Below are 12,908 nucleotides of genomic sequence, written 5' to 3' on the forward strand. Positions count from 1 at the left end.
TGTTCGGCAGCCAGACGCTCCTGCTCTGCTTGCTCTTGAGCCGCTTGTTCAGCAGCCAGACGTTCTTGCTCTGCTTGCTCGCGGGCCGCTTGTTCGGCAGCCAGACGTTCTTGCTCTGCTTGCTCTTGAGCCGCTTGCTCAGCAGCCAGACGTTCCTGCTCGGCTAGCTGCTCGGCCTTTTCACGGGCTTCCTCGGCAAGCTGTTCGGCTTGCTCTTCGGCTAGACGCTGTTGCTCTAGCTCCTGTTCCTGTTGTTCTTGCTTATCTTTTTTGCCTAAACCGAACCAAGACAGAAACTTACTTTTTTTAGCCATAATCTGAAACCGTACACTCAATATTAAGGTGGGCCATGGGTCTGAAAACGCAGGTATTCCCCCGCCGATATCGACCACCCAAACTCGGGCCGCTGTTGCTAGCGACAAATATTATTTATAATTGCGCGTTATATTATCATTTTCCCAGCATATGGAAAAAGCATAAGTGAGTAAAAGCATGATCGGCCGACGAAAAACGGTAAAAAACAGCCCTAAAAACCACTCTGGTGCCGGACAAATCCGCATTATTGGTGGTCAGCATAGAGGGCGAAAGCTACCGGTTCATGACGTTCTCGGCTTAAGACCAACAACGGATCGCCTCAAAGAAACCATTTTTAACTGGTTAATGATGGATGTACGTGATGCTAGTGTATTGGACTGCTTTGCCGGGGCCGGAAGCCTGAGCTTTGAAGCCCTGTCACGCTTTGCCAGCGATGCGACCTTGCTTGAACTCGACGCCAAAGCGGCAAAACAACTGGAAGAAAATGCGCAACTGCTGAACCTGACCAATGCCGAGATAATACGCGGCGATGCCATGGCATTTTTACAATGCCCAGCCAGCCGCCAGTTCGCTCTTGTATTCGTCGACCCGCCCTTTAACCGCAATCTAAGCACGCCATGTTGCGCCGCCCTGGAACAACAAAATTGGCTAAGCGATCAGGCACTTATTTATGTCGAAGTGGAAAGTGATAATCAGGACTTTTGCGCTCCTGCCAACTGGCAGTTGCTAAAGGAAAAGCAGGCCGGACAGGTTTGGTGCCGACTGTATCAAAGAGTAACGCAGGCCTAGCAAGGGCCAAGCCTGCAAAATAGCCTTATATCTCTACGCCAATATTGGTCTGGCCATCGGCAACGGCCAATTGGCGCAGCGCCTTGGCGCTGTCTTTATCGAGTCGCACCATGGCGGCAACAAAGTCGATTAACTCGCCTAGCACCTCGATTTCATATTCCATCAACGGATGCTGATTCACATCCTGCGCACTGTAAGGCTGCTCATCGAGTTCAAATTGATATTCGATAAGGCGGGCAACGGTTCCCTGCGCTATTTTACAAACGCTCACATACTCGTGCTCGTCCTTACTCTGCAAGCCCTGCAACAAGGTCAGCAAGGCGGTGGCGGCATCTATGGCCGGGTATACGCCAAACACATCGAAGTCATTTACCTCGGGCACATTTGGCTCTACCTTTTCAATCAGTTTTTCTATGCTGATCTTACTCTTAGGCAGCAGGATCTTTTCCCAGCATAAGGCCAGAGCATTGCGCAATACCTCGGGCTCACCAAATTCAAGGGCCTCACTAAAGAGCGTATAATTTGGCAACATGCGTTCTAACAAGGCCGCCGCTAGGGCCGCCTTTTGCACCGTATTCAACTCACGAATACGCTGAAAGTTATTAGGCTTCTTCATTTTTATCTTTCATACAGGACCAGCACAAATCGAAACTAGCGGGATTCCACTGCCGACAGAACTGGCACTGCCATTTCGCTGCTGATGTTTTTGATTGGCGGTATTCTAGCAAGATTTCTTGAGCTGCGGGCAGTTTTATATCGTATACCCAGACACTGACGGTGGTTTCGGCGAAGGGGATCTCGCCGAGCGCCCCTTGCAGGGCTTCACCTTTAAGCAGGCATTGAATGCCGGCATGCTCTAGCATGCCTTTGACAATATTGGCCTCGACGCTGTGCTCAGCGTCAAAGGCCAGTACCCATTTAAAGCTCATTAGTGCGAGCCGATTTAGGCATCGCTTTGCAGCTGTTTCTGGGCGTAGTCGAACTTAAGTTTATATTCCATCATTTTTTCTTGCGCCTGCTCAAGCTCATCTTTTAATTCAAGATGCTCTGAGCGCAGGCTGTCAAATGCCTGACGCGCTTGTTTCGAATCATTGTCGATACGCGAGCGCAGACTTTCATTGCGCTGTTGCTCATCGCGATGACGCGAACCCAGGTTTTCTACCTGAATTTTTAGCTGCTCAATTTCCTGGTTTTCCTGAGCACTGCGATCTTGCATCTGTTCGAGCTCAGCACTAATGGCGTTTTTCTCTTCATCAAGTGCCTGATTTTGCTCTTCAAGCTCGGCTAAGCGCTGCTGCAGTTCGGCATGCTGTTGCTGCCACTGCTCTTGCTCCTGTTTCAGTAAGCTGTGCTGTTGCTTAGCTTGCTCTTTTAGCGCTTGCTCATGCAGCTGCTCTTGCTCTTGCAGTTGCTGCTGTAAATCTTCGATGGCGGCTAACTGCTCACTAAGGCTGGCAATTTCTTGCTGTGCTTGCTCATATTGCTGCTCAGTTTCCTGCTGCTGCGCTTGGAACTCGGCCAGCTGCTGAGTCAGCTGCTCATTAGCCGCTCTTTGCTCAGCCAATTGCTCCTGTTCGGCATTAAGCTCATTGCGTAGCTCTTCGCCCAGGTTCTTTAAGCGCTGCACCATCACCTGCTGGTTTTCACCTTCTTCGGTTGATTCATTCAACTGCTCCGATAGATCCGAAAGCTGTTGGTTTTGACGGCTAACCAGTTGTTCGTAATGAGCAAGCTGTTCTGAAATGGCTTCGTTTTCTTTCTGCAATTCAACAAGCTGCTGTGCCGCTTCCTCACTGCCCTGTTGTTGCTCGGCCATTTCCTTGAGCTTTTCTTGCCAAGCGATATTGCTTTGACGCTGGCTTTCTAACGCTTGTTTTAATGTTTGATTATCTTTTTCAAAAGCTGCTTTTTGCTCTCTTAAGGTGGCTACCGCGTTAAGTAACTCTTCACGCTCACCTTGAGAATTATAGTTATCGCTTTCGAGCTCGGTTAATTTATGCTTAAGCGCGGCCAGCTCATGTTGTTTTTGTTTTAGCTGCACATGCTCATCGGCATACTGAGCGTTTTCTTGTTGCGCTTCTAGTAATTGACGATTCTGCGTTGCATAACGCTCTTTTAAAGCTGCAAGCTCACCGCGTACTTCTTCGAGTTGCTCGGCATCACCGGCATCGGTGTTATTACCCAATTGCGCGGCAACCAAAGCTATACTCAGCTGTTGACTTAGTTGTGCGGCGAATTGGTGCAGTGGTTGATTGTCTGATGAGTCAGCCAGGGCGTTATTTAATTGCTCCGGCTCAACGTTAAATAAATCTGCACAGCGCAGTGTGAACTCCTGTGCCAATTTATCTGGCGCCTCTTTTTGTTGAGGCTTACCATTGTTGATAGCCATGTTTCCCCCTTAACTAGATGCAGGTATTGTTTTTATCACTTAAACCGAACATCTATTCGCATATATATGCTTGATTAAACTTGTCTAATGCCTTAGTTTCTAAGACCGACAGCAAAATTGTTAATATTAAGCCTGTTATTTGTAAAAAAGTCTAGCCTATAGTTAACATTCCACTATTATAAACTCCAATAATGGAAAAAAGATGACATTAACCACGCCAGCACTACTTTTTCCTGCTATTTCCCTACTACTTTTAGCTTACACAAACCGCTTTTTAGTGCTGGCTCAATTGATCCGTGAACTTAATGCTCGTGAGGGTGAAAACATCCGCCCTTTTGTGGTTCAGCAAATCGATAATTTAAAGAAGCGAATTCGCCTTATCCGTACCATGCAGGTGTGGGGTGTTGTTTCTTTTTTATTATGTACTTTGGCAATGTTTGCGCTATTTGTACAGGTTAATTTGGTCGGCACTATTTTATTTGGTATCAGTTTAGTAGCCTTGATGATTTCCCTGCTAACTTCCTTGTATGAAATACATATTTCCTGTGATGCCATTGCCATTGAGCTCGAATCTATAGGACAAAAAAAATAATCCTTTATCATTAAAACCAGTCATTACTTTAGCCAGCAGAAAAGGCGTACAACATCAGGTAAATATAGGCCAAAACAGAGTATAAAATTATATTTTTAGGAGCGCTTATTCAGGTTTCTAATACAAGCGAAAAAACGACTTTTTAGCGGCCCCCCTATTTATTTGGGGTACAATGTACTAATATTGGATTCGGCTACAAAGCAAAGACCTAATATACTTACTTTAAGGGATTTAAAAGTGAGATTTGAACAATTAAAGCAGTTTTTAGCACTCGGCTCGTTACGCCATTTTCGTCAGGCCGCAGAACAAACCAACATCAGTACTTCAGCATTAACCCGCAGTATTCAAACACTCGAACAAGAAGTGGGCCATCAACTGGTTAAACGTTCTACCCGTTCGGTAATATTGACCGAGCAAGGGGAAGTGTTCCTGCATTTTTGCAGACGCACTTTGGACGAATACAGTCAAGTAATTCAACGCTTAGATCATAGCCAGGGGAAACGCGATAACCTCTTAGTGGTAGGTTACACCAACTCCGCCAGCACCATAGTGCCCGTTTCCTGCGGTCAATTTATGGCCAGGCATCCAGAGATCAAAATTGAGATGCAGCTGCAAGAAAGCGATGCGCTTTACTCCATGCTCAAGCGCGGCGAAATAGATATTTATGTCAGCGAAGAAGATCAAGACAACAACACCATAGATCTCCACCTGCCCGATCAACTGCTGCTCTTTGCCCGTCAGGATCACCCTCTGGCCAACCAGGAATGTATTACTCTGGACGACCTGGCTCCCTATCCATTGTTCGGTTGTTTTTCACAGAGCCTGCATGTGCAAAGCATGATAGCCGAAGCGGCACAGCTGCTGAACAAGGGCGATGATATTCGTCTTGGTAGCCTGGGCGAAATCATTAGCTGCGTAAACAACAACCGCAACATAGCTATTGCCGCCATTGAGCATGCAAAGACCCTAAGTGCTCACCCAGAACTGATACAACTTCGCTCCAACAGCAACTCCACTGCGGCTCGCTTTGTGGTCAAAACCCAGCAGGCATCGCAGCCCCATAGCCATCTTGATGAGCTGCTGACAGTCATTACACAAACGGCCAATGCGTTGGGGTTAGAAGCTTAAAAGTAATACCGTTGATAAAGTTCTCACTGCTTTTCTTTTTCAGCGGTATACTTAGCCACCATTAATTACCCTGTCCCACATGTGAATACAGAATTGTTGTTTGATCGTGTCCTTGATGATGTCCATCAACAAGGCTACGCCATTATTGAGCAAGCCCTGTGCCCAGATCTCACCGCACAACTTTACGCAACCGCGCAAGCCCAGCTGTCAGCATTTTCTCCAGCCGCTATAGGCCGCCAGGACGAGCAGCAACTAAATTCTGAGGTGAGAAAGGACAAGACCTTGTGGTTTAGCGGCAGCTGCGCTGCAGAGCGCGATTATTTGGCTGTCATGGAGGCGTTGCGTTTAACCGTAAACAGGCACTTCTATTTAGGTTTATTCGACTATGAATGTCACTTTGCCTATTACCAAGCTGGGGATTTCTATAAAAAACACTATGATGCTTTTAAGGGGCGTTCAAACCGAGTGTTAACTACGGTTTTCTATCTGAATACCCCAGCTCAGGGCGGCGAGCTGTTGATTTATAAACCCCGCTCCAAGGAAATAGCGGAGCGAGTGGCGCCTAAAGCCGGCACCTTGGTAGTATTTGAAAGCGAACGCTTTATGCATGAGGTTTTGCCAGCGCAACAACCACGCTTTTCCATCGCTGGCTGGTTTAGGAAAAATAACTCCATTGCCGGGGTGATCGACCCGCCGCGCTAAGCAACAAATAGCACGAGATGCGCCCATCATAGGGCGCATGGCTAGTACAAACTCGCCACCAGGCCGATAAAGATGGCCATGCCCACATAATGATTATTTAAAAACGCTGCAAAGCAGGCATCGCGGTCTCGTTGGCGACTTAAATACAGCTGACGCATTAACAGTAACGCCGCAACCAAAAGCCCAAGCCAATAAGGCCAGGTCAACTCGGCCGAGCTACCTATATACACAAGTATGGCCATAAACAGGGTATTAAGAAGCGCCACCATGGCTAAATCACAGCGGCCAAAAAGAACCGCCGTGGACTTAATGCCAATTTTTACATCATCGTCCCTATCCACCATGGCGTACAGGGTATCGTAGGCAACAGTCCATACTAGATTGGCAATAAACAACAGCCAGGCCTGCATAGGCACGGTTTCCATCGTTGCCATATAGGCCATAGGAATCGCCCAGCTAAAGGCCGCGCCCAACACCACCTGAGGCAAATGGGTATAGCGCTTCATAAAGGGATAACAGGCTGCCAGGGCCAAGGCTGCAAAAGACAGGACTAGGGTCTGCCAATTGAGCAATAAAACCAAGACAAAAGCCAGCAGGATAAGCAAGACGAATAAACTTAGCGCCTCACCAGCACTGACCTTGCCTGCGGCCAGTGGCCGAGCCTGCGTACGTGCTACGGCGCCGTCTACCTTGCGATCGGCAAAGTCATTGATCACACAGCCGGCGCTGCGCATCACAAACACTCCGGCGGAAAAAATCACTATCAGCTCAATGGCCGGCCAGGTCGCATCACCGGCTGCCAACCACAAAGCCCAGAGCGTTGGCCATAGCAACAACAAGGTGCCTATGGGCTTGTCGGTGCGCATAAGCTGCTTATAGTAAGGCCAGTGCGCCCACTGCAATGCTGCTAACTTCATAGGTAGGCATAAGCTCCAGGTAAAAACACCTCACACACCATAATCTGCTGCCCAGTTAGATTAAAGCGGCTGCGACGCCCCCATAACGGCTGGTTTGGCAAATTAAAGGATTGGGTCAGCGCCAGAAGATCAGCATTAGCGCTAAAGTCAGCAACCTGTAATTGTTGACGGGACAATTGAGGGTCCTGAAAAATCACCTCACCCAAGGGCGTAGCGCCCAGATGAGTCAGATCCACACCCTGCTCTGCGTGCTCATAGCAGGGGATCCAGCTTTGGGCATACACCATAGGGCGATTATCACAAAACAAGATAACTTCACGCACACGCACCTGCTGGGTATCGCAGGTAAATATATCGCCTTGGTAAGCAGCAGCATCCACAAGACGCTCGCTCAGCACCTCAACGGCAAACTGCTCGGAAAATGATTTCAGCCGCCGGGTAAGTGAATTTGGCTCGACCAACCAGTCAAGCAATTGCGCGGATAAGGAGACGCGCTCAACATCTTGCCATTGCGCCTGCAGCGAAAGGGGATAAGTAGGCAAAGGACCACTCGAATAAATCAAAAAAACACCGCAGGATCATACCACCGCTGAGGCAATGGCTAAAGAGATGTGTTTGCCGCTGTGCTGTTGCATTTTGCTTGTCCGCAAAACTACGAGCACCTAAGGTAGCGCTAGAGGAGTTAATTATAGCGATCGCGCCTTATGCATTTTGCAATTAACAAGGTGTTTTAGCAGGATTAATTATTCACATTGGCGGGTACTAAGAGAGCCTAAAAAATGCTTAGAGTGCGTTAAGGTTCTGCTCCAACAAGTAAAAAAGCGACCTAGGTCGCTTTTTTACTATTACCACTGAATGCCATAAACACAGCTATCAGCATGCCGCTAAGCAGGCCTCCCAAGTGCGCCCAATTGGCCATGGGCATAAAGAAGGTATCGGTAAAACCAAAGGCCAGCCACAGCAATAAAAAGCCTATCATACCCTTGGTCATCATCGGCTTGGTCTTCGCCAACAAGGGGTAAATCCAGCAAAAGCCGACCTGGGCATACACCACACCGGAGAGGCCGCCAAAATTAGGCCCCACCATTAAATACTGCGCCCAGCTGCTCACCAAGGAGCCAAGAATAAACACACTTACCAGCGTCAGTTTTGAGGTTTGTCGCTCAATAGCGGGCCCCAAAGTCAGCCACCATAACACATTGAAAATAATGTGAAGCGCGGAAAAGTGGACGATAGATGGCGTCAACCAGGACAAGGGCTGTGCGGGGTTAAACTGCAGCAGCGGGAAAATCTCGGTAAACTGACCCAACAAAAATAAGGCATAGATGAGTATGCTAAGAATACTCACGCCTTTAACCAGCAGGCTTAACTGGTTAAAACGCTGTAGCAGGTTCAGCTTAGTGCCGCCGTAAACCAGGCCCGAGTCGGTACGGCCACTTTGCCAGGCCGCATCCGCATAACGGGGGTGTTCTGGCTGTGCCTGAAATTCTTGCCATAACGGCTGAACCTGATGGAAATGCTCTGGGGCAACGCCAATGATCACATGGCCCTGCTCGCCTTGTCGTAGCGCACCCACAAAGCCCTTAGTGCCGATATAATCGACAAAGCCTTGTGCCGCGCGCACATTATTGGTGCTGCCTAGTTCAATCATTTTTCAACCAGTTCCGGGAATTGAGTAGCCCAGGCCGAGAAACCGCCGTCCATAGTGTACACATCATCAAAGCCCTGCTCGGCCAGGTAGCCCGCCGCGCCTTGTGAGCTAATACCATGATAGCAAACAACAATAATGGGCTGGTCATACTCTTTGTGGAGCATAAACTCACCAATATTACTGTTGCTTAGGTGTTCGGCCTTAGGAATATGTCCGGCCGCGAACGAGTTAGGATCGCGAATATCCGCAATCACCACATTTTCATCATTTAACAGGGCTTGGGTCTGCGCCACTGAAATATGTTTATACGCCATAGTGCTATAACTACTCTTCTAAAACAAAAGGCGGCCTAAGCCGCCTTATTTCTGTGCATTATGCCCAGTCTAGGATGACTTTACCAGACTGGCCGCCAAGCATGGTATCAAAGCCTTCCTGGAAGTCATCGATACTAAACTCATGGGTGATAATGGGTGAGATATCCAGACCCGATTGGATCAGGCTGGCCATCTTGTACCAGGTTTCGAACATTTCTCGACCGTAAATACCCTTGATGATCAAGCCCTTGAAAATAACCTGGTTCCAATCAACGGCCATATCCGAAGGTGGAATACCCAGCATGGCAATTTTACCGCCATGGTTCATGTTATTAAGCATGGAGTTGAATGCCACAGGCACACCCGACATTTCCAGGCCCACGTCGAAGCCTTCGGTCATGCCCAGCTCTTTCATCACGTCTTCAAGTTTTTCCTGGCTTACGTTAACTGTGCGGGTAGCACCCATTTTTTTAGCCAGATCAAGACGATATTCATTGATATCGGTAATAACTACATTGCGGGCACCCACGTGCTTAGCAACCGCAGCGGCCATAATACCGATAGGGCCAGCACCTGTGATCAGCACGTCTTCACCAACCAGGTCGAATGACAGCGCCGTGTGCACCGCATTACCGAACGGGTCGAAGATAGACGCCAGCTCATCTGAGATATTGTCTGGAATTTTAAACGCATTGAATGCAGGAATAACCAGATATTCAGCGAAGCTGCCTTCACGGTTTACGCCCACACCTATAGTGTTGCGGCACAGGTGTACACGACCGGCGCGACAGTTACGGCAGTGGCCACAGGTAATATGGCCTTCACCAGATACACGGTCGCCAATATTGAAACCGCGTACTTCCTGGCCCATGTCCACTACTTCGCCCACATATTCATGGCCAACAACCATGGGCACAGGAATGGTATTTTGCGCCCACTCATCCCAGTTGTAGATATGAACATCGGTACCACAGATGGCGGTTTTACGAATTTTAATCAGTAGATCATTATGACCTACTTCCGGCTTAGGAGCATCCGTCATCCAGATGCCTTTTTCTGCCTTAAGTTTTGATAATGCTTTCATCAACGCGCTCCTTAAATAACGCCCAACTCTTTACCGATACGGGTAAAGGCCGCAATCGCTTTGTCCAGCTGCTCTTTGGTGTGGGCAGCGGAGATTTGCGTACGAATACGCGCCTGACCTTTAGGTACCACAGGGAAAGAGAAGCCAGTGACATAAATGCCTTCGGCCAATAGTTTATCCGCCATGGCGCCGGCTAGCTTGGCATCGCCCAGCATCACAGGAATAATGGCGTGGTCTTTACCGGCACAGGTAAAGCCGGCGGCTTCCATTTGCTCACGGAAGTAAGCGGCGTTTGACCACAAGGTATCGCGCAGCTCTTTGCCGTCGGCCAGCATGTCTAATACCTTGATTGACGCGGTCACAATTGACGGAGCCAAAGAGTTTGAGAACAAGTATGGACGCGAACGCTGACGCAACCACTCAACAATTTCTTTCTTACCCGAAGTATAGCCGCCCGAAGCGCCGCCCAGGGCCTTACCCAGGGTACCCGTGATAATATCAACACGGTCCATTACGCCACAGTATTCCGGCGTACCACGGCCGTTTTCACCCACGAAACCAACGGCGTGTGAGTCATCCACCATCACCAGGGCATCGTATTTGTCGGCCAGGTCACAAACGGCTTTAAGATTACAGATCACGCCGTCCATTGAGAACACGCCATCGGTGGCGATCAGCTTGGTTTTAGCACCCGCTTCGTCGGCAGCGATCAATTGTTGCTCGAGATCCGCCATATCGTTATTGGCATAACGGAAACGCTTGGCTTTACACAGACGCACACCGTCGATGATAGAAGCGTGGTTTAATGAATCCGAGATAATCGCGTCGTCGGCACCAAGAATGGTTTCGAATAGGCCGGCATTGGCGTCAAAACACGAAGAGTACAAAATCGTGTCTTCGGTTTGTAAAAACTCGCTGATTTTCGCTTCAAGAGTTTTATGAATATCCTGCGTACCACAGATAAAGCGCACAGAAGCCACACCAAAGCCGTGATCGCTTAAACCTTGCTGCGCAGCCTTAATTAGTTCTGGGTGGTTAGCTAAACCCAAGTAGTTGTTGGCACAGAAGTTAATAACCTTGTCGCCACTGGCTACTTGAATTTCGGCTTGCTGTTGTGAGGTGATAATACGCTCACTTTTGTACAGACCATCGGCTTTCACTTGCTCGATTTGTGCTTGCAGCTGGCTATAAAACGCAGAAGCTCTCATAAATTTCTCCAATACTTGAACCGACTCCCTTGGCTAGGTCGGTTCAGCGGTTAATAAATATTTGCGGGTATTGTAAAAGGTTTGCGGCACAATTGCATCGTTTGTCGTTCATCACGGCACCTATAATCATGCATGGAACGAGAATAAATACCCAGGCTGTATCTAAGCTTTTATCAGAGCGGGTACTTCGGCAAGGGAATCACAGACCAGATCGGCATCAGCCAGCGCCTGCTCGGCAAATTCCTGGCCGCTGCGCACCAGTACCTTGGTGCCTACGCCGCAGCTTTTAGCCGCCAACATATCACCATGTTTGTCACCAACCATGATGCATTGGCCTGGGTCTAAATCAAAGGCTTCTATGCCCTGTTGCAACATGCCGGGCTCGGGTTTACGACAGTCGCAGTCAACGCCGTAGTCGCCTTGACCCTTGGTTGGGTGGTGGGGGCAATAATAAATGGCATCAAGCTGTACACCATGCTCGGCGAATTGTGCCTTCATCCAGTCGCTCAGCTCGGCAAATTGTGTCTCGCTGTAATAACCCCGACCAATGCCCGACTGATTAGTGACCACGATTAAACGATAGCCCATATTCTGAAATGCGAGACAGGCGCCAAACACGCCATCGATAAATTCAAAGTCTTCGGCCTTATGGACATAGGCATGATCGACATTGATCACCCCATCCCTATCTAAAAATACCGCTTTATTACTCATAGTCGGTGCTCTCGTACTAACTTATCGAACATGGCAATCACATCATCCACGGCAATGCGGTCCATCAGCTCACCCTTGGCGCGTACGCCCCAGGGCAGCTCACTGGCCGGCTTACCGTATTGCTCTTGCACCGCCTGGTTGTACACCTCAACCACATAATCCTGATACAAATAGGGTCCGGTGCGTTTGGGGTTGGAATGGGCGTAAAGACCGATCACCGGCGTACCCTGAGTCACGGCCATGTGTGCCGGGCCGGTATCCGGTGCCAACACCAGGGTCGCCAAGCCCAACACACAGGTTAATTCTTTTAGGCTGGTTTTACCCACCAGGTTGAGCACCGGCTGCTGACAATGGGCAATGATCTGCTCGGCAAGCTGCTGCTCCATGGCCGTGGGCCCGCCGCTAATGGCGACACGGAATCCCTGTGCCATAGCATGCTCGGCCACCGCGGCATAACGCTCCGGCAACCAGTTGCGCTCGGCCTTACTCGCTGCTGGGCTTATCACCAGCAGGGGCTCACCATCGTCGCCCACCAGCTTCATGGCGTTTTGCTTGTCGGTGTCGCTGAGCGGCATTTGCCAATGAGGGGTAAAGTCGGTCACACCCAGTTGCTCGGCAAACTGCATAAAGCCTTCTAATACATGGGGCTGCTCTTTGGCGGCAATACGACGGTTGATAAACCAGCTATGTAATTCTTTTGAGCGCGCCTTATCGAAGCCGATTTTGACCTTGGCGCGAATACAGCGGCTCGCCAATCCGGCGCGAAAGGCAACCTGCATATTTAGCAACACATCGAATTCTCGCCCGTTAAGCTGCTCCCGCAAGGTTTTAAACGCCTGGCGCCCCTGCTTTTTATCAAACACCACAAACTCAACGCCGGGTAAACCGTCGAGCAACATGGCCTCGACCTTACCTATTACCCAGGTGATTTTGGCTTCGGGATGCACCCGTTGAATGGCTTGTACGGCGGCCACCGCGTGACAAACATCACCGATGGCAGATAAACGAAGAATACAGATAGATTGCACGGAATTGAGTTGCAAAACGAGCGTCCTAAAGCAAAAGTCTGAGCAAATGTTAAAGCAACGCCAGCGCATTGCAAGTT

15 protein-coding genes and 1 pseudogene are annotated in these 12,908 nt (G+C 49.2%); 4 read left to right on the forward strand and 12 right to left on the reverse strand.

Annotated elements, in window-relative coordinates; genetic code table 11:
• Positions 1-314 (reverse strand): annotated as a pseudogene (locus C2M34_RS15845) (signal recognition particle-docking protein FtsY); the annotation flags it as partial.
• Positions 315-492: 178 nt separating this feature from the next.
• Here C2M34_RS15845 and rsmD point away from each other — a divergent pair.
• Entirely contained in the window at positions 493-1,104 is a 612-nt protein-coding gene (gene rsmD, locus C2M34_RS02195; RefSeq protein WP_105257952.1) for a 16S rRNA (guanine(966)-N(2))-methyltransferase RsmD, read from the forward strand.
• Positions 1,105-1,129: 25 nt separating this feature from the next.
• Here rsmD and C2M34_RS02200 read toward each other — a convergent pair whose 3' ends face one another.
• From C2M34_RS02200 to C2M34_RS02210, 3 genes are read right to left on the reverse strand one after another with little or no spacing between them, the layout of a single operon-like run.
• Positions 1,130-1,720 carry a YjaG family protein gene (locus tag C2M34_RS02200; RefSeq protein WP_105199564.1) on the reverse strand — a complete coding sequence of 197 codons (591 nt, stop codon included), beginning with the start codon at positions 1,718-1,720 and terminating at the stop codon, positions 1,130-1,132.
• Positions 1,707-2,033: a putative signal transducing protein gene (locus tag C2M34_RS02205; RefSeq protein WP_105199563.1), complete on the reverse strand. Its 327-nt coding sequence runs from the start codon at positions 2,031-2,033 to the stop codon at positions 1,707-1,709. The genes C2M34_RS02200 and C2M34_RS02205 overlap by 14 nt, the downstream gene beginning before the upstream one ends.
• A gap of 14 nt (positions 2,034-2,047) precedes the next feature.
• Entirely contained in the window at positions 2,048-3,493 is a 1,446-nt protein-coding gene (locus tag C2M34_RS02210; protein ID WP_105257953.1) for a hypothetical protein, read from the reverse strand.
• 202 nt (positions 3,494-3,695) lie between these two features.
• On the opposite strand from C2M34_RS02210, the gene C2M34_RS02215 reads away from it, so the two are divergent.
• The 3 genes from C2M34_RS02215 (at position 3,696) to C2M34_RS02225 (ending at position 5,915) form a co-directional block, all read left to right on the forward strand.
• Positions 3,696-4,085, forward strand: a complete 390-nt coding sequence (locus C2M34_RS02215) for a DUF2721 domain-containing protein (protein ID WP_105199561.1) — start codon at positions 3,696-3,698, stop codon at positions 4,083-4,085.
• A 237-nt stretch (positions 4,086-4,322) separates the two neighbouring features.
• Positions 4,323-5,213: a LysR family transcriptional regulator gene (locus C2M34_RS02220; protein WP_105257954.1), complete on the forward strand. Its 891-nt coding sequence runs from the start codon at positions 4,323-4,325 to the stop codon at positions 5,211-5,213.
• Positions 5,214-5,294: 81 nt separating this feature from the next.
• Positions 5,295-5,915, forward strand: a complete 621-nt coding sequence (locus tag C2M34_RS02225) for a 2OG-Fe(II) oxygenase (RefSeq protein WP_105257955.1) — start codon at positions 5,295-5,297, stop codon at positions 5,913-5,915.
• Positions 5,916-5,956: 41 nt separating this feature from the next.
• On the opposite strand, the gene ubiA is transcribed toward C2M34_RS02225, so the two are convergent.
• The 8 genes from ubiA to C2M34_RS02265 form a co-directional block, all read right to left on the reverse strand.
• On the reverse strand, positions 5,957-6,832 hold the full coding sequence (ubiA, locus tag C2M34_RS02230; RefSeq protein ID WP_105257956.1) for a 4-hydroxybenzoate octaprenyltransferase: 876 nt from the start codon (positions 6,830-6,832) through the stop codon (positions 5,957-5,959).
• A complete protein-coding gene (locus tag C2M34_RS02235) occupies positions 6,829-7,374 on the reverse strand; it encodes a chorismate--pyruvate lyase family protein (protein WP_158681380.1) in 546 nt (181 codons plus the stop codon). The genes ubiA and C2M34_RS02235 overlap by 4 nt, the downstream gene beginning before the upstream one ends.
• Positions 7,375-7,658: 284 nt before the next feature.
• Positions 7,659-8,483, reverse strand: a complete 825-nt coding sequence (gene glpG, locus C2M34_RS02240) for a rhomboid family intramembrane serine protease GlpG (protein WP_105257957.1) — start codon at positions 8,481-8,483, stop codon at positions 7,659-7,661.
• Positions 8,480-8,797 carry a thiosulfate sulfurtransferase GlpE gene (gene glpE / locus C2M34_RS02245; RefSeq protein ID WP_105188307.1) on the reverse strand — a complete coding sequence of 106 codons (318 nt, stop codon included), beginning with the start codon at positions 8,795-8,797 and terminating at the stop codon, positions 8,480-8,482. Before glpE ends, glpG begins: the two co-directional genes overlap by 4 nt.
• 58 nt (positions 8,798-8,855) lie before the next feature.
• Positions 8,856-9,881: an L-threonine 3-dehydrogenase gene (gene tdh, locus C2M34_RS02250; protein ID WP_105199555.1), complete on the reverse strand. Its 1,026-nt coding sequence runs from the start codon at positions 9,879-9,881 to the stop codon at positions 8,856-8,858.
• A gap of 11 nt (positions 9,882-9,892) precedes the next feature.
• The gene (locus C2M34_RS02255; protein ID WP_105213308.1) at positions 9,893-11,089 is read right to left on the reverse strand and encodes a glycine C-acetyltransferase; all 1,197 of its coding nucleotides are present in this window, start codon (positions 11,087-11,089) and stop codon (positions 9,893-9,895) included.
• A 162-nt stretch (positions 11,090-11,251) separates the two neighbouring features.
• A complete protein-coding gene (gene gmhB, locus C2M34_RS02260; RefSeq protein ID WP_105199553.1) occupies positions 11,252-11,803 on the reverse strand; it encodes a D-glycero-beta-D-manno-heptose 1,7-bisphosphate 7-phosphatase in 552 nt (183 codons plus the stop codon).
• Positions 11,800-12,900: a glycosyltransferase family 9 protein gene (locus C2M34_RS02265; RefSeq protein WP_105213310.1), complete on the reverse strand. Its 1,101-nt coding sequence runs from the start codon at positions 12,898-12,900 to the stop codon at positions 11,800-11,802. The genes gmhB and C2M34_RS02265 overlap by 4 nt, the downstream gene beginning before the upstream one ends.
• Between the last annotated feature and the right edge of the window lie 8 nt (positions 12,901-12,908).

Origin of the sequence: Pseudoalteromonas sp. T1lg88 (assembly GCF_002964765.1) — a bacterium.
Classification (GTDB): domain Bacteria; phylum Pseudomonadota; class Gammaproteobacteria; order Enterobacterales; family Alteromonadaceae; genus Pseudoalteromonas.

Excerpts from the sequence above, each read along its gene's own strand:
- rsmD (WP_105257952.1), top strand. The coding sequence starts at position 493 with ATGATCGGCCGACGAAAAACGGTAAAAAACAGCCCTAAAAACCACTCT.
- C2M34_RS02200 (WP_105199564.1), bottom strand. The coding sequence starts at position 1,720 with ATGAAGAAGCCTAATAACTTTCAGCGTATTCGTGAGTTGAATACGGTG.
- C2M34_RS02205 (WP_105199563.1), bottom strand. The coding sequence starts at position 2,033 with ATGAGCTTTAAATGGGTACTGGCCTTTGACGCTGAGCACAGCGTCGAG.
- C2M34_RS02210 (WP_105257953.1), bottom strand. The coding sequence starts at position 3,493 with ATGGCTATCAACAATGGTAAGCCTCAACAAAAAGAGGCGCCAGATAAA.
- C2M34_RS02215 (WP_105199561.1), top strand. The coding sequence starts at position 3,696 with ATGACATTAACCACGCCAGCACTACTTTTTCCTGCTATTTCCCTACTA.
- ubiA (WP_105257956.1), bottom strand. The coding sequence starts at position 6,832 with ATGAAGTTAGCAGCATTGCAGTGGGCGCACTGGCCTTACTATAAGCAG.
- glpG (WP_105257957.1), bottom strand. The coding sequence starts at position 8,483 with ATGATTGAACTAGGCAGCACCAATAATGTGCGCGCGGCACAAGGCTTT.
- glpE (WP_105188307.1), bottom strand. The coding sequence starts at position 8,797 with ATGGCGTATAAACATATTTCAGTGGCGCAGACCCAAGCCCTGTTAAAT.
- tdh (WP_105199555.1), bottom strand. The coding sequence starts at position 9,881 with ATGAAAGCATTATCAAAACTTAAGGCAGAAAAAGGCATCTGGATGACG.
- C2M34_RS02255 (WP_105213308.1), bottom strand. The coding sequence starts at position 11,089 with ATGAGAGCTTCTGCGTTTTATAGCCAGCTGCAAGCACAAATCGAGCAA.
- gmhB (WP_105199553.1), bottom strand. The coding sequence starts at position 11,803 with ATGAGTAATAAAGCGGTATTTTTAGATAGGGATGGGGTGATCAATGTC.
- C2M34_RS02265 (WP_105213310.1), bottom strand. The coding sequence starts at position 12,900 with ATGCGCTGGCGTTGCTTTAACATTTGCTCAGACTTTTGCTTTAGGACG.